The sequence below is a fragment of the Shewanella sp. MEBiC00475 genome (assembly GCF_005234075.1).
GTDB lineage: Bacteria > Pseudomonadota > Gammaproteobacteria > Enterobacterales > Shewanellaceae > Shewanella > Shewanella polaris.
In genome coordinates this window covers 888,319-904,647 of record NZ_CP039928.1, presented here as the reverse complement: position 1 = coordinate 904,647, position 16,329 = coordinate 888,319, and the positions used below count along the sequence as shown (strand labels likewise).

Here is a 16,329-nt window from a genome sequence, read left to right as displayed (position 1 = left end):
TATGAAAACATTTAACCAATACCACAGCATATTATTAGCCGGCTTATTTATTGTTATAAGCCAATTTACTGCATTAATTTCCCTGGCTGCACAACCAAGTCAAATGTCTTTGAGTAACCTGCAAAATATGGGAACTACTCAAACGGCGTTGCCAAATGCATCACTAGAAAATGGTAGTTATAGCAAACAAAATCGTACTGGCATTATGTTGCCTGGAGAAATGACGGCGTCTGAATTATTACCAACATCGGAGATTGGTTTGCCGCCGCCTTTTGGCGCAAATTTGTTTGCTGGCGGTTATGAAAGTGAACGTATTGATGGCTTAAATGAAGATTATACCATTGCGCCAGGCGATAAAGTGTCAATTTGGTTATGGGGAGCGATTAATCAATCTGAAGTCATCACTGTCGATAATCAAGGTAATCTATTTATTACTAACGTAGGACCTGTTTATGTAGCCAACGTAAAAGCCAGCCAACTAAATAATTTTGTTAGCCAAAAAATTAAACAAGTTTATAAAAATAGTGTCGAAATATACGTAAACTTACTGACAACTACACCAGTAAGCGTTTATATCAGTGGCAGTATTATACGTCCTGGTCAATATGCAGGTATTGCATCAGACAGCATATTGTACTTTTTAAAACGAGCCGGTGGCATCGATCCAGAACGTGGTAGTTATCGTTCTATTAAAATATTACGTCAAAATGAAGTAGTACAAAAAATTGATTTATATGATTTTATTTTAAATGGTTACTTGCCAAAATTTAACTTTAAAGACAGCGACGTTATTCTTGTTGAAAGGCAAAAAGCCACTGTTGTAGTGTCAGGTAGTGTAAGAAATCCATTTAGGTTTGAATTTAATGGTAAACAATCAAATGGACAACAATTAGCTAAATTTGCATTGCCATTAGCCAAAGTGAGTCATGTTGGTATTGTTGGCGATCGCGATGATGGCCCATTTTCATTATACCTTCCATACAATGAATTTGAGAATTTTGAGCTACGAGATGGCGATAGAGTAATATTTAACGACGACATTCGTGCGCAAGTATTCGATATTCAAATAGCAGGTAGTTATTTAGGTCCTTCGTATTTTGCAGTAAAAAAAGAAACCCGTTTACACGATCTTCTGGCACAAATAGAAATTGATAAAGACTTAACCGATTATGAGTCCATTTACATTCAGCGTAAAAGTGTGGCGATAAAACAAAAAGAAATGATCGAACAATCGCTTGAAAGACTCGAACGCAGTGTGTTTACTGCACCAGCTTCGTCAGACGGCGAAGCAAAAATTCGTGCGGAAGAGGGAAAGATGATCCTCGAATTTACAGAGCGAGCACGTAAAATCAATCCGTTAGGTAAAGTGGTTATTTCAGACCAAGGCAAAGTTGCCAATATACAACTTGAACAAGGTGATATTGTTTTTATTCCAGCCAAAACTGACTTAATTCAAGTGGGCGGTGAGGTGCTAATGCCGCAAGCATTGGTGTTTAATAGCAATGCCAGTGTTGAAGACTATATTGCTTGGGCTGGAGGTTATAGCGAACGCGCTAATTATGAGCAGATAATGCTTATTCATCCAAATGGCATGATAGACCTAAATGCAAAAGGGCCACTTAAAGCCGGCGACCAAATTTTAGTCTTACCAAAAGTCGATGCAAAAATTATGCAGTCGATTAAAGATGTTACTCAAATTATTTATCAAATTGCCATCGCAGCAAATGTGGCAACTTAATCAATGACCACAATTATAAAACGTAATAATTGGGCAATATGGCGAGACGTCATATTTGCCCTTTTTGTGCGCGAAATTCGAACCAGTTTTAATGATCGCTTAGGTTTAGCCTGGGCTGTCGTTAATCCTCTTGTGTTTATATTCGCCCTTTCATATGCACGTGGGCTAATGAGTGGCGGAGATACTCATACCATGCCAACATTTGAGTTTATGATGTATGGCATGTTGTTTATTCAATTGTTTTTAGACGTTTTGATGAACAGTGCTAATGCAATTAAAAAAAATAAAGCCTTATTTGCTTTTAGGCAGGTTCAACCCATTAGTAGTTTTTTAGCAACAGGAGCATTTTATTTTTTAGTGAAATTAGCAGTTTATGTGTTAGTGCTAGCCATTATGTATTTTTTGGGAATGGATTTTCGTATAGACGACCCACTCTTTATTATTATTAATGCCATTGCACTGTGGCTCATTGCGATGTCGTTAGGAATGTTGATTGCCATTGTGCAATGTTATGTGCCTGAGGTCAGCAAAGTACAATCTGTATTAACACGACCATTATTTTTTATATCGGCGGTATTTTTTTCAATGCAAGATGTGCCTCCTGAATATTGGCACTATCTTGATTGGAACCCTATTTTGCATGCAATTGAGCTTTCGCGTCACGCAGCATATAGCACATACAGTAGCGAAGCTGTTAGCGAATTGTATTTATTCGGTTCAGCATTAATTGCTACATTTTTTGCTTTATCGGTTTACCACATTTCTTGGAAACAGGCCATCAGCCGATGATTAAGTTATACCGGAGTTGTCATTAATGATCCGACTCGAGAATGTGACTAAATATTATCCGTCGGCATTAGGTAAGCAGTACATTTTTAATAATGTGAGTTTTGATATTCCTTCAGGCCATAATATTGCTATTTTAGGCAGTAATGGTGCGGGTAAATCAACCTTATTTAGAATATTGGCGGGCAGCGAATATCCAAATAAAGGGCGAGTAGTGACCGACTTGCACCTATCGTGGCCAGTGGCATTAACCACCGGTATTCACGGTCAAATGTCTGGTGCTGAAAATGCTCGGTTTATTGGCATGATTAATGGCGTAGCTGATCTAGACGCCTATGTGCTCCGGGTTCGTCAATTTGCTGAGTTAGGGCCTAAATTTGATTTGCCCGTTGGTACTTATTCAAGTGGTATGAAACCACGCCTTGCCTTTGCCTGTTCAATAGGTATTGATTTTGATGTGTATCTTATTGATGAAGTAACATCAGTGGGTGATGCAAAATTTAGAAACAAAGCGCGAACCGCGCTAACTCAAAAAAGTAAAAATGCTAATGTGATTATGGTCAGCCATGAAATGGATGAACTTAGACATTTTTGCGACAGTGCCATTGTGCTGCATAAAGGCCAATTAACTTTTTACAACGATCTCGAGCAAGGTATTGCTCAGTATCAGGCATTATAATTATGAGTCAACAAGCCGTAGACAAAATTGAGCAGCGATTTAAAGCGTTAGCTGAAAAAACCAGTCCCGCTGTTTGGGGGGCGCCAAAACAATTAATAAAATTGTCGCAACAAATAGAACAAACAGATATTTATTTGGCTAGACGGGTATTACAACGTGTTCGTAATTTACAGCCCAACAACCCTAAAATTGTTCGTGAACTTACTAGATTATCTAACGAAATAGCCACTAAAGCTAAATTAACACAAACGAGTTCTTCTACAGAAACATCGACCCAATTAATCAGTGATAAAGTAATAAAAATAAACAGCGATACAAAGGCTGATAAACAGCAAGATCAATCCCAAGAAGAAACATCGATATTAAGTACACTTGCTGCTTTAAAGGACAACGTTGTTAATCATTCTCAAACTAAAAATATGAATAAACCATGGTTGTTGTTCTTAGTGATACCGTTTGTATTATTTGCGTTTTATCAATTAGTTTGGGCCGCTCCCCGTTATGAGAGTAGGGCACAACTGATTATCCAACAGCCTGATGGCATGTCCACTATGGACCCATCAATGGCGTTATTAAGTGGTTTAGGTGTTGGGGGAAATTCAACCGCAGACACACAGTTAGCTAAAGCCTATATTCATTCAGAAGATATGCTCAAATTTTTACAATCAAAATACAATATTCAGCAACATTACCATGATGGTGGTGATATTTTTTCACGGCTGAGCAATAACAGCACAATAGAAGATTTACTCCAATACTATATTGAGCATACCGCAGTTGAAATTGACGATAAATCGGGCGTAATTAAATTGTTAGTTCAAGGGTTTACCCCAGAATTTGCAAGTCAACTAACACAAGCCATTGTAGACCGTGCTGAATGGTACGTTAACTCTATAGGTCATCAACTTGCAGATGCTCAATTAGAGTTTATTCGTGGCGAACATAAACAAATAGAAATTCGTTTACGTGATGCACAAAAAAGTATTTTAGCCTTTCAACAAAAAAACAATTTACTTGACCCAGAAGCAGAAGGTGCGGCATTCCAACAAATTACCTATGGGTTAGAAAGCCAAATAGCAACGAAAAGTGCAGAGTTAACAGGCTTAAAATCTGTAATGACAGCTAAAGCACCACAAGTGGTTATTCTTGAATCAGAATTAAACGCACTTAAAAATCAATTAGAACTAGAGCGTGAGCGCCTTTCACTACAACGAAAAAGTAGTACATCTGCAGCTAATAGCAGTAATTTAAGCGCGACGCTGTCAAATGGTACGGCTGTGAGCGAAGTGTTGGCTCAATTTGCTGACTTAAAAATTGAATTAGAGCTTGCCTTAAAAGGTTATACTTCGTCAGAAATTTCATTAGATAAGGCAAGAATTGAAGCTTACCGTCAGCTAAAATACCTAGTGGTTGTTGAGTCACCCACGTTTCCTGAAAATAATCAATACCCTAAAACGTTGTACAATATCTTATTGTTTTTAGTATTACAGTTAATGCTTTATGCCATTGGCAAAATTATTATTGCGACAGCAAAAGAGCTCAGATAAGCACTTTTATTATGAACAGGCATTGTAAGTAACATTTAGCCTTAAATTTAGATTTATAGACAGGACTCTATATGAACATTGTTTCAGCACCTAAACAGAAAACATCACGTAAAGGTATTATTTTAGCCGGTGGTTCTGGCACGCGTTTGTACCCACTCACTAAGGTTGTCAGTAAGCAGCTAATGGCCGTTTATGATAAACCGATGATCTACTATCCAATATCAACGTTAATGGTTGCTGGTATTACCGAAATTTTGATTATTTCAACATCTGAAGAACTCCCGAGATTTAAAGAATTACTGGGTGATGGTAGTGATTGGGGAATTAGTTTCGAATACGTAGAGCAGCCAACACCAGACGGATTAGCGCAAGCCTTCTTGCTTGCCGAAGACTTTCTACAAGGCCATAGTGTTGCATTAGTATTAGGCGATAATTTATTTTATGGTCATGATTTGTCGGTATCGTTACAAAATGCAACTTACCGCGAAACCGGTGCAACGGTATTTGGTTATCATGTATCAAATCCCAAATCTTACGGTGTGGTTGAATTTGACGAGTCTGGTAAAGCTATTTCAATTGAAGAGAAGCCACAAAAACCTAAGTCAAATTATGCTGTGCCAGGCCTATACTTTTTCGATGAAAGAGTGGTTGAGTTTGCCAAAAATGTTAAACCATCTGTACGTGGTGAGTTAGAGATAACAGATGTTATTGAGCAGTATTTATTTAAAGAAGAACTCAATGTTGAAGTTATGGGACGCGGTACTGCATGGCTTGATACCGGTACATTAGACGACTTATTAGACGCTGCTAACTTCATCCGAGCTATCGAGAAACGCCAAGGCTTAAAAATTAATTGCCCTGAAGAAATAGCCTATCGTATGGGTTATATCAACGAGCAACAACTACGAGCTTTAGCCGCACCACTTAAAAAATCAGGTTACGGCCAGTATTTGCTCGATATTGTGAATCAAAAAATATTCAAATAGAAAGTAGTACGGGGCTTTAGTCATTACCGCAATGATTCTAGCTAATTCCGATAAGGCTTTATTTTACGTCATTCCGGTAGTGCTTCACTTACGTCATTCCGGTAATGTTTGTGAGCCGGAAGCCATAGGCTTTTATTGCACGTAAGAAACAGGCTGGATCCCCAATACAAGCACTTGAGGATGACGGCAGATAAGGTAATGATTACCGTTACGTCATTTCAGTAATGGGTTCTACTTAGGTCATTTCGGTAATGATTCATTTTACGTCATGCTCGTAATGCTTCTACTTGCGTCATTCCGGTAGTGCTTGTGAGCCGGAAGCCATAGGCTTTTATTATACGTAAGAAAAAGGCTGGATCCCCAATACAAGCACTTGAGGATGACATCTCTTTTAACATCACTAATTGGTTTTACACATTATGAAATTCATTGAAACATTCATTCCAGATGTAAAAATAATCGAGCCGCAAGTATTCGGTGACGAGCGTGGTTTTTTTATGGAAACCTTCCGCACCGAATTATTTAACCAACATTGTGGTGAACGTATTTTCGTGCAAGAAAACCACAGTAAATCGTCCCACGGCATATTACGAGGTCTTCATTACCAAACCGAAAACACCCAAGGTAAATTAGTCCGTGTGACTAGCGGTGAAGTTTTTGATGTTGCAGTTGATATGCGTAAAGACTCAAAAACCTTTGGTCAATGGGTCGGTGTGTTGTTGTCTGCTGAAAATAAGCGTCAATTATGGGTCCCAGAAGGCTTTGCTCATGGTTTTTACGTCATCACAGCCGAAGCTGAATTTGTTTATAAGTGCACTGATATATATAATCCATCAGTTGAAGTATCACTAAAATGGAACGACCCAACGGTTAATATTCAATGGCCATTAGTCGATGACAAACCGCCATTATTATCAGCTAAAGATGAATCGGGCTTAGCTTTTGCTGATGCGCCGACATTTTAGTTTTTCAAAATGATTTATCCTTTGTTACACAAACTATAAGCAAGCCAAAAACATGAAAGTATTGATAACAGGTAAAAATGGTCAACTAGGCTCTGAGCTACAGAATAGTTGCCCAGCAGATATTGAAGTTGAATTTTTTGACAGTCAATCTCTTGATATCACGGATATTGCTAAGGTTAATGAAGTGTTAATTGCTTTTTCGCCAGATATCGTCATCAACACTGCAGCGTATACTGCAGTTGATAAAGCTGAGTCAGACCAAGCTGCAGCGTATGCCGTTAATGAAACGGGTGCGGCAAATTTGGCTAATGTGTGTAAAGCAATTAATGCCAAACTTATTCATATTTCAACTGACTTTGTTTTCGATGGTACTAAAACCACGCCTTATATTGCCTCCGACACTACCAATCCACTAGGGGTTTATGGTGCCTCTAAGCTGGCTGGTGAGCAGGCAGTTGAACGTATTTTAGGCTCACAGGCAACAATAGTACGCACTGCCTGGGTGTACTCGCAGTTTGGTAATAACTTTGTCAAAACCATGCTGCGCTTAATGGCCGAAAAAACCGAATTAGGTATTGTTGGTGACCAAGTGGGTACGCCTACATGGGCTGCTGGGCTTGCTAATATGCTTTGGGCTTTAATTGTAAATACATCAAGCTGTAATAGCTCACAGGTAGTCACTAATGATGAGCTAAATAAAGCGACCATTCTGCATTGGACAGATGCAGGTGTTGCGTCTTGGTATGACTTTGCTGTAGCGATACAAGAGCTTGCCATCGACAAAGGGCTATTAACCAAAGCTATCCCTATAAAGCCAATTCCTGCCGCCAGTTACCACACTCCAGCGATTCGACCGGCGTTCAGTGTAATAGACAAATCGAAAGCAGAATTAGTCAGTGGTATAACAACGATTCATTGGCGAAAACAGCTTAATGCCATGCTAAACCAGCTTAAAAACGGTTAACTAATTTTGCTTTGAGTTAGATAAAGCTTAATTAAGCAGATTAAACATGTAAATGGAATAAAAAATGACCACCAAAAATCTATTAGTCACCGGCGGAGCCGGCTTTATTGGGGCAAACTTTGTCCACTATTGGTTAGCACTGCATCCGCAAGATAAAGTCGTGGTATTAGACGCTTTAACCTATGCGGGCAATAAAGCCAATCTTGATATTGTTGCAGATAATAGCAACATGACCTTTGTGCATGGCAATATTTGTGACACTCAATTAATTGAATCGCTTATCGATACTCATCAATTAGACACGATAGTGCATTTTGCGGCAGAATCGCATGTTGACCGATCGATTACTGGGCCAGACGCCTTTATCGAGACTAATATTCTAGGCACTTACAGCTTATTAAAAGCCGCCAAGAAAATGTGGATAGACGAGCCTAAAGCGCAAGGCAAAGCAGCCTTACCTCATAGGTTTCACCATGTGAGCACCGACGAAGTGTATGGCACATTAAGCGCTACAGACCCTGCATTTACCGAAGAAACAGCTTACGCACCTAATTCACCCTATTCAGCGTCAAAAGCCGCCAGTGATCATTTAGTGCGCGCTTATCACCATACTTATGGATTAGAGGTAACTACCTCAAACTGTTCAAACAACTATGGCCCGTTCCATTTTCCAGAAAAGCTGATTCCATTAATTATCACCAATATTCTTAACGATAAACCGTTACCTGTATATGGTGATGGTCAGCAAATTCGTGATTGGTTGTTTGTTGAAGATCACGCTCGCGGTATTGAGTTAGTGCTTAACAAAGGCCGAGTCGGTGAAAACTATAACATCGGCGGCAATAATGAATGGGCAAACATCGATATCGTTAAGCTTGTTTGTAAAGTGATGAACGATAAGTTTATCGCTGATGCAAGCTTGTCTAGTCGCTTCCCAAATGCGGCATCAGCAATTGCAGGTAAAACAGAAACACTCATTACCTATGTACAAGATCGTGCTGGGCATGACAAACGCTATGCTATTGATGCTGCAAAAACAAATAACGAATTAGGTTACGTGCCTGCAGAAAGCTTTGAAACAGGCTTTGCAAAAACGCTTGATTGGTATTTACAAAATGAATCTTGGTGGAAAGAGCTTCTTGTATAAATTTATTAATTTAGTTATAAAGAGAATATTATGTCGTCGTTGACTTTTGAAATATTAGAAGAAAAGCAAATAGCAGAATTGAAATCATTGTTTGACTATGATTTTTATACCTCCAATTATAAAGATGTTGTAGAGGCGGGGCTAGATCCATTTGAACATTATTTAACTTATGGTTGGAAGGAAGGAAGAGATTGCAAGCAAGAACCTCTTGAGTCGTTAGGCTCAAATACACCTTTGAATGAACATTGTTTACTTATCCATGAAGCAATTGAGTTATTATTACCTACGTTTTCGGAACGCTTTGGAACTGATTTAGGTGATTATAAATTTAAGCGAGATTTATATAATGTTCACATAGATTATCATTTTTATATTTCACAACTCGAATACTCATTACCTCGAGAACTTGTAGCTGATCACTATTTATTAATTGGTTCTAATGCAGGTATTAAGCCAAATAGATATTTTTCAGTAGAAGATTACTGTTCTATATATGAAGATATCTTGCAGTCGGGGGTAGAGCCTTTTTATCACTTTTGTGCAGTAGGGATGAATGAAGGTCGGTTACCTAATCGCTTTTCAACATTAGAAAACTATCAAACATTACCTGAATCATTTGTTAAAATATTAATTAGCAATATTTTTGATGAAGAGTCTTATCTAAATGAAAATAATGACGTTAAAGCATTAGGGATTGAAGGATTACATCATTATATTTCTAATGGATGGAAAGAAGGTAGAGCTCCAAACGTTGAGTATTTGAATAAATATTCATTCGAGATTATAAATAAATTTATTGAAAAAAATATCAATCCAGCTCTTATAAATTATGTATCTACTAAATATGGGTTATCAATTAATAACGAAGCCGATATAGAATTATTTCAATTAGCATTAGCTCAGGACCAACAATCTTCTGCAGATGTACAATACGAGATAGATATTCTATCAAGCTATGTAGATCAAGATTTCTATTTTACACTCTATCCTGATGTGTCTGATAGTAAATATACTGCGGTAGAGCATTATTGCAAATTTGGGTGGCGCGAATTAAAAGACCCATCTGCAGATTTCTCTACTAAGTTTTATTTAGATGATAATCCAGATGTTGTTGATGCTAATGTAAACCCTTTATTTCATTATGTTGCAGCAGGTCAATTTGAGAGACGGTATCAGCGACGCCCAGGTGGATTAAAATCGGATGTCATTTATGGTTTAGAAACACTGGCTGAAACATGTAAACATTGGCAAGTAAATAAATCACCTCAAACAATATCTGATAAAAAGCTAGCTGCTATAATAAAAAGTTTAGGTAAAAAGGTTGTAATATCAATTAGTCATGATGTTTATATTAAACATACAGGTGGTGTGCAAGGTTGTATTGGCATAGAAGAAAAGTCTTATTTAGAAGACGGAGTTGATTATTTGCATTTTGCCCCATTTCAACCGTTACCTATTTTGTCAGAATATAACGGTAGAACAAAAGATGAATTTTACCTTCATATTTCTTTAAATGGTGAATATGTAGGTGTCGCAGATGCACAGAAAATCAAAAAAGGCATAAAAAACTCAAACTCTACATTCAGGATTGTTTTACATGCGTTACATGGCCACTCACCTGAGTTCATTATTGAATTGGCTAAAGCCATTAAGGTCGAAAAATCTATATTGTGGATTCATGACTTCTTTACAATTTGTGAAGGTTATAATTTACTAAGAAACAAAATTGAATATTGTGGTGCGCCTGAAGTTAATTCTAAAGCTTGTGGTGTATGTGTCTATGGACAACAGCGTCAAAAGCATATTTCAAGAATTGATCAATTACTTACAATGTCTGAGTTTGTTGCTATTGCACCATCAAATTCTGCTGCGTTTGAGTGGAAAAAATCGATTTCTGGGCGTCCTTTTGAAAACCTGGTCGATATACAAGTAATTAATCATATTGAATTAGTCAATGATCTAAATTTAGACGCTCAACGCAACACTAAAAAGTTAAATATAGGCTTTGTTGGTTACCCATCTTTTCATAAAGGATGGGCAGATTTCGTTGAATTTAAACGTCAAAATGTTGCAAGTTCCAATTACAACTTTTTTCATATTGGATCGGAGCAAACGGATGAACTTTGCTTGAATTTTGTTCACTGTGCTGTAACGAAAGAAACCCCTGATGCAATGGTAGACGCAATAAAAGGTGCAAAGCTAGATTATGTCTACATTCCGGCCCCATGGCCTGAAACATTTAATATAGTTTGTTACGAAGCCATCGCTGCTGGAGCTAAAATTATTACTCATCCAGGATCGGGTAATGTCGCCGATTTTGTAGAGTCAAGTGGACATGGTTTAGTTATTGAATCATTGAATGAACTCATAAAGACAGATTTAAACGTTCTCACAGATACAACAACTAAAACAGTTTACGACATGAAGTATAGTAAAATGAGCGCAAGTTTAGAGGGAATTAAGTGATGAAAAGAGTTGCCGTATACACCAGTTTTACTTTCAGTTATTTAGCAAAGGCACGAGTACTTGCTGAAACGTTAAAAAGACATCACCCTGACTGGGATTTCCATGCATTAATGACTGATAAGACACCTGATGAAGTTGACTTTGATGTGGAACATGAACCATTTGATTATGTGCTATGGAGCAAAGACATCAATATTGAAAATTTTGATGAATGGATTTCAACACACAATATTATTGAAGCTTGCACAGCAGTAAAAGGCCCTGCTTTACAATACTTATGTGAACAAGATTATGATGTTGTAATGTATCTTGACCCAGATGTTGCCGTTTTTGATAGCTTAAGTCCTTTATTGGATTACCTAGATGAATCTGATATTTTACTAACCCCGCATCAACTCACTCCCGAAGATAAAAACGATCGTACAGCAATATGGGATAATGAATTATGTTCGTTAACGCATGGGGTTTATAACTTAGGTTTTGTTGCCGTTAATGCTAAAGGTGAAGGATATAGATTTGCTAAATGGTGGGGTGATCGTTTATACCAATATTGTAGAGAGGATATCCCTAATGGCATGTTTACTGACCAACGTTGGTGTGATCTTGTGCCAGCATTTTTTGATAATGTAAAGGTTTTGAGAGATCCGGGTTATAATGTTGCGAGTTGGAATATTTCGCAACGAACAATCACTATTGAAAAAGATGGTGATATACTCGTGAATGGATTTCCATTACGATTTTTTCATTTTACAAAACTTGGTCCTGTAGGACGTAAAATGACCGAGCGTTATGCAGGAGGGAACACCGAAGTGTTCGAACTCTGGCGCTGGTACCGTGAAAGAATTGAAGCGAATAAAGTAAATAACTTGCCTGATCGTTATTGGGCGTATGGTGTTATCTAATTGATAGGTAGTATAATGATAAATAATAAAGTCTTTGTACTTGGTGATTCTAGAACCGGCACATCATCCTTGAACGCATATTTAATGGCATTAGGCATAAACTCAAAGCATTATTATGTTAAAGAAAGTGAACAAACATCTCCTGATCATGAAAATAGAACTAGTAATTTAACAAAATTATTAAATTACATAGATTCTAGTGAATATAACGGCTTTACGGACTACCCCACAAGATTATACTATAAAGAGCTATATGAGAGTTATCCTGATTCATTTTTTATTCTTACCGTTCGAGAAAATACAGAACGCTGGTTAAATTCTATGCTTGGTTATTTCCCCAAGTTTGGGATGGAATTAAATAAAAAGCAAATCATACATAACTATGAAAAAATAAATAACGATATATCTGTTTTTTTTGGAAATAATAGTGCTAAATTTTTAGTCGTTAATATTGATGACTGTGATGATTTAAATAGTAATAAAATAAAATTATTTTTAGGTATAAAATCAAGCGCAGTAATCGGAAAGGAAAATACAACTGAGGATATTGATGTCGAAGATGTCAGCAAGAGAAAGATTTTGTATAGATATAGTGGAGATGATTGGGTTTCATATTTAGAAAGTGTGTGTCAGCCGTATAAAACTTTACTTTCAGAAAAAGGTTGGATTTATTTGATTAATGATAGTAACGACTTTTATCGTTGGGCTTATGGTATAAATGAATGGGATGAAAGTCATATAAGTAAAGTTAATGAAGTTTTTTCTTCAAGACTCAAATGCTTAGCTGACAAGGGGGGCGTTTACTTAAAATATATTACCCCGGAAAAAAATGTTATTTATAATGAGTTTCTACCGCATATTTTTAACGACAAAAGACTTTCAAATACTAGGCCGGCTAAATTATTAGGTGCTGTTGAGGGCGTTCACTATTTAGATAAATACTTAACTTCATTAAAGGGGTGGGGTAATTTATATTTTAGGGGCGATAGTCATGTTAATTGGCTTGGTGCATATTATATTTATCGTCATGTATTATCGGAATGTTCCAAGAAAGGTCTAAACGTTGGTGCTGCAATAGTTATAGACGATTTAAAGCCAATAATAGCTGATTATCGTGGTGATTTGTATGAGCAGGTATCAAATAATCAAAAGACTGATATAAGAGGTGTATGGGGAGATTTTAATAAGAAGGATTCATTGTCATATGAAATTGCTTATAAAGCACCTCAAAGGTTTGATGTATTGCAAGCGCCTGAAGATTATATAAATAAATATGGAGAAAGTAGAGAGGTCATTGTAACTGAAATATTAGATTCTAAGTTACCAACAGCTGTTGTTTTTCGAGACTCCACTTGTGATTTTATTCAACCTTTAATTAGCAATCACTTTAAACGAGTTGTTTATATTTGGCACAAAGGTAATGTTTACAGTGATGTTATTGAAAAAGAAAAACCAGATGTAGTGTTGCATTTTATGGCAGAAAGATTTGTTTCTAATTACTTCGCTAGAGAATCATTTAGTTAAGGTCTGTATTAATGAATTCACGCTACGGTTCGATTGATTTTTTAAAGGATGGTGACCTTATTTCTAAGTTTTTAAAGGAGTATGGTGAATGGGCATATTTAGAGTGTGAGTTTGTTTCTACTATTATTACAGCTGGCGCGAGTATTTTTGATTTAGGTGCATTTATTGGTACATTTTCATTGGGGTTGAATACATTTTCTAAGGATAATAGGTATTTGGCTGTAGAGCTTAACCCTGAATGTTGGACTGTTTTGGATAGAAATTTATCCTCAAATTTAAATAACTACTTTGTTTTTAAAGGTATTGTTACTGATAGCAACTCAAAATTAACAGAGGTAGACCTTAGTTGGGATTTATATAACCAAGGTTCTACAAATTTAAATGGCGAAGGTAGTTGTAATAAAAAGATTGTAGTTGAGACGAGTACTATTCGAAATTTAGCTGACCGATACTTCATACCTGATTTGATTAAATTGGACTTAGAGGGCGGCGAATTACAAGCCTTAAAATCTACTCAAAACTGGATTTCTCAACATAAACCCATACTTTGGATTGAGTGTAATGAAGGTCACGAATCATTAGATATCTATTCATGGTTAGATTGGATGGGTTATGAAGTTTATTATTTTGCTTTTCCCTCTCATAACCCTGATAATTTTTTTAGTAACCCAACGGCTCTATTTCCTTTTGCTTATGAGGCTGGCTTACTCGCTTTTGAAAAAGGCAAGGTAGAACCTGCTTTAAGTGAAAGCCTTTCCCAAAAAGGTTGTATTTTGCAACGGGTTGACTCAAAGCAATCACTGAAAAAAGCACTGTGGCAAACACCCAGATGGTGCCATAAAGATTGGTTGGGGTTAACGCATGCCCAGTTAATCGCATTGTTAACTCGAAACTTTAAAGAGGTAAGTTTTGAGTCTTTTTTACGCCGGTGACTAAAATAAATCAACAAGGATTAAAGTAGTTTAAATGAAAATTGCTATTGCTGGTATAGGTTATGTTGGCCTGTCAATGCTGTGCTACTTGCTCAACATAACACTGTTGTGGCGGTGGATAACGTCGCTAACAAAGTAGCTTAATCCACAATAATCGCTCGCCTATTGTGAATGTTGATATAGAACACTATTTACAACATCAATCGCTTAATTTGAATGCAACTTTAGATAAGCGACTAGCTTATCAAGATGCTAATTTTGTGATAATTACCACGCCAACTGATTATGACCCAGAAACAAATTACTTTAATACCAACTCTGTTGAAGCGGTGATTAAAGATGTGTTAACAATTAACCCTAATGCTGTAATGGTCATAAAATTAACCGTACCAGTAGGTTACACTAAAAGCGTGTGTGAGAAGTTTAATAGGAATAATATCCTGTTTTCGCCTGAGTTTTTGCGTGAAGGTAATGCGTTACACGATAAGTTATATTCGTCACGTATTATTGTGGGTGAGCGCTCAGAGCGTGCCCAGCAGTTTGCTGATTTGTTAGTGCAAGGTGCAAAAAAGACAATATTGAAGTATTATTTACTGACTCAACAGAAGCTGAAGCGATAAAGTTGTTTTCAAATGCCTACCTTGTCATGCGCGTTGCCTATTTTAATGAGCTAGACAGCTACGCAGAAAACCACGGTTTAAACAGTAAAAAAATTATTGAAGGGGTGAGTTTAGACCCTCGCATAGGTGTAATACTGATCAGTTAAGCGGTAAAGTGAGAAAAATTAACAGATCGGTTGACCGATCTTTTTAGTCATAAAAATCCGATAATCTTTATTATTGGATTTTTATGGAACTTTCAGAAGCCCTTGCTCGAACTTCAATTAATCGCCTTACTGAGTTTTCATCTCTCGCTGTGTTCTATAACCCGATATTATTCAATCTTGCCTTGAGTACGTAAGCGGTCAATTAGTAAGCGGTCAATTAACCCCACATACCAATAAAAATCAGTCTTTGGCATAGTGCTTCTTTACAAAGGAGATGCTATGAATCAATCGCAAAAACATGACCACTGGACTCAAATACTGACTGAGTTCAAACAAAGCCAGTTACCGATTAAACAATTTTGTACTGAGCGGTCAATCAACTATCAAACGCTTTACTATTGGGTCAAAAAACTCAATACCACAGAGGTTAAGCAACAAGTTCAGCCTATTGTCTTTGACCTGGGAAGCACTGATATCGTGGTGCTATTATTACCTAACGGTATTCGCGCTGAACTCCCTTCGATGCTCAGTCAAACACAAATCAAACATTAGGTTGCAGCATTCCAATGACTCCCACTGGTAACGTGTATTTAGTGTCGGGTGTCACCGACATGAGAAAGTCGATTGATGGACTATCTTAATCGTTGCAGATACGCTTGAGATGGACCCCTTTAGCCAGGCTTGGTTATCTTTTGTAATCGGCATCGTGATAAGCTCAAAATCTTATTCTGGGATACCAACGGATTTTGGCTTTATTATCCCCGCCTTGAAAAAGGCCACTTTAAGTGGCCTGTGCCTAAATGTGATGGCGCAGTGCATATCAGCAAGCAGCAGTTACATTTGCTATTATCGGGATTAACCTTAGATAATCCTAAGGCGCATCGACCCATATTTGGACTTGAAGTGTGACGGCAAATGTTGATCGCA

The 16,329-nt window shown here is 37.2% G+C and carries 14 protein-coding genes and 1 pseudogene; all 15 read left to right on the top strand.

The features are described 5' to 3' along the window. Position 1: 1 nt before the first annotated feature. Positions 2-1,738 (top strand): polysaccharide biosynthesis/export family protein, encoded by a 1,737-nt coding sequence (locus tag FCN25_RS03865; protein ID WP_137222123.1) that lies wholly within the window; start codon positions 2-4, stop codon positions 1,736-1,738. A gap of 3 nt (positions 1,739-1,741) precedes the next feature. Further along, entirely contained in the window at positions 1,742-2,527 is a 786-nt protein-coding gene (locus FCN25_RS03860) for an ABC transporter permease (protein WP_137222121.1), read from the top strand. Positions 2,528-2,552: 25 nt separating this feature from the next. Further along, positions 2,553-3,203, top strand: a complete 651-nt coding sequence (locus FCN25_RS03855) for an ABC transporter ATP-binding protein (RefSeq protein ID WP_137222119.1) — start codon at positions 2,553-2,555, stop codon at positions 3,201-3,203. A gap of 2 nt (positions 3,204-3,205) precedes the next feature. Further along, entirely contained in the window at positions 3,206-4,750 is a 1,545-nt protein-coding gene (locus FCN25_RS03850; protein ID WP_137222117.1) for a lipopolysaccharide biosynthesis protein, read from the top strand. A gap of 71 nt (positions 4,751-4,821) precedes the next feature. Further along, positions 4,822-5,736 (top strand): glucose-1-phosphate thymidylyltransferase RfbA, encoded by a 915-nt coding sequence (gene rfbA / locus FCN25_RS03845; RefSeq protein WP_137222115.1) that lies wholly within the window; start codon positions 4,822-4,824, stop codon positions 5,734-5,736. 419 nt (positions 5,737-6,155) lie between these two features. Next, positions 6,156-6,701, top strand: coding sequence for a dTDP-4-dehydrorhamnose 3,5-epimerase (rfbC, locus tag FCN25_RS03840; protein ID WP_137222113.1), 546 nt, complete (start codon positions 6,156-6,158; stop codon positions 6,699-6,701). A 52-nt stretch (positions 6,702-6,753) separates the two neighbouring features. Beyond that, a complete protein-coding gene (gene rfbD / locus FCN25_RS03835) occupies positions 6,754-7,665 on the top strand; it encodes a dTDP-4-dehydrorhamnose reductase (RefSeq protein ID WP_137222111.1) in 912 nt (303 codons plus the stop codon). 64 nt (positions 7,666-7,729) lie between these two features. After that, positions 7,730-8,812 carry a dTDP-glucose 4,6-dehydratase gene (gene rfbB / locus FCN25_RS03830; RefSeq protein ID WP_137222109.1) on the top strand — a complete coding sequence of 361 codons (1,083 nt, stop codon included), beginning with the start codon at positions 7,730-7,732 and terminating at the stop codon, positions 8,810-8,812. Between the two features lie 30 nt (positions 8,813-8,842). Further along, on the top strand, positions 8,843-11,278 hold the full coding sequence (locus tag FCN25_RS03825; RefSeq protein ID WP_137222107.1) for a hypothetical protein: 2,436 nt from the start codon (positions 8,843-8,845) through the stop codon (positions 11,276-11,278). After that, positions 11,278-12,180 carry a putative nucleotide-diphospho-sugar transferase gene (locus FCN25_RS03820; RefSeq protein ID WP_137222105.1) on the top strand — a complete coding sequence of 301 codons (903 nt, stop codon included), beginning with the start codon at positions 11,278-11,280 and terminating at the stop codon, positions 12,178-12,180. Before FCN25_RS03825 ends, FCN25_RS03820 begins: the two co-directional genes overlap by 1 nt. Before the next feature lie 15 nt (positions 12,181-12,195). Next, on the top strand, positions 12,196-13,704 hold the full coding sequence (locus tag FCN25_RS03815; protein WP_137222103.1) for a sulfotransferase: 1,509 nt from the start codon (positions 12,196-12,198) through the stop codon (positions 13,702-13,704). 11 nt (positions 13,705-13,715) lie between these two features. Further along, positions 13,716-14,636: an FkbM family methyltransferase gene (locus FCN25_RS03810; protein WP_137222101.1), complete on the top strand. Its 921-nt coding sequence runs from the start codon at positions 13,716-13,718 to the stop codon at positions 14,634-14,636. Positions 14,637-14,670: 34 nt separating this feature from the next. Beyond that, positions 14,671-15,384, top strand: a pseudogene (locus FCN25_RS03805) (nucleotide sugar dehydrogenase); the annotation flags it as partial. A 297-nt stretch (positions 15,385-15,681) separates the two neighbouring features. Then, a complete protein-coding gene (locus FCN25_RS03800) occupies positions 15,682-15,954 on the top strand; it encodes a helix-turn-helix domain-containing protein (protein ID WP_137222099.1) in 273 nt (90 codons plus the stop codon). Between the two features lie 129 nt (positions 15,955-16,083). Beyond that, the gene (gene tnpB / locus FCN25_RS21310) at positions 16,084-16,311 is read left to right on the top strand and encodes an IS66 family insertion sequence element accessory protein TnpB (protein ID WP_137222097.1); all 228 of its coding nucleotides are present in this window, start codon (positions 16,084-16,086) and stop codon (positions 16,309-16,311) included. Positions 16,312-16,329: the final 18 nt, after the last annotated feature.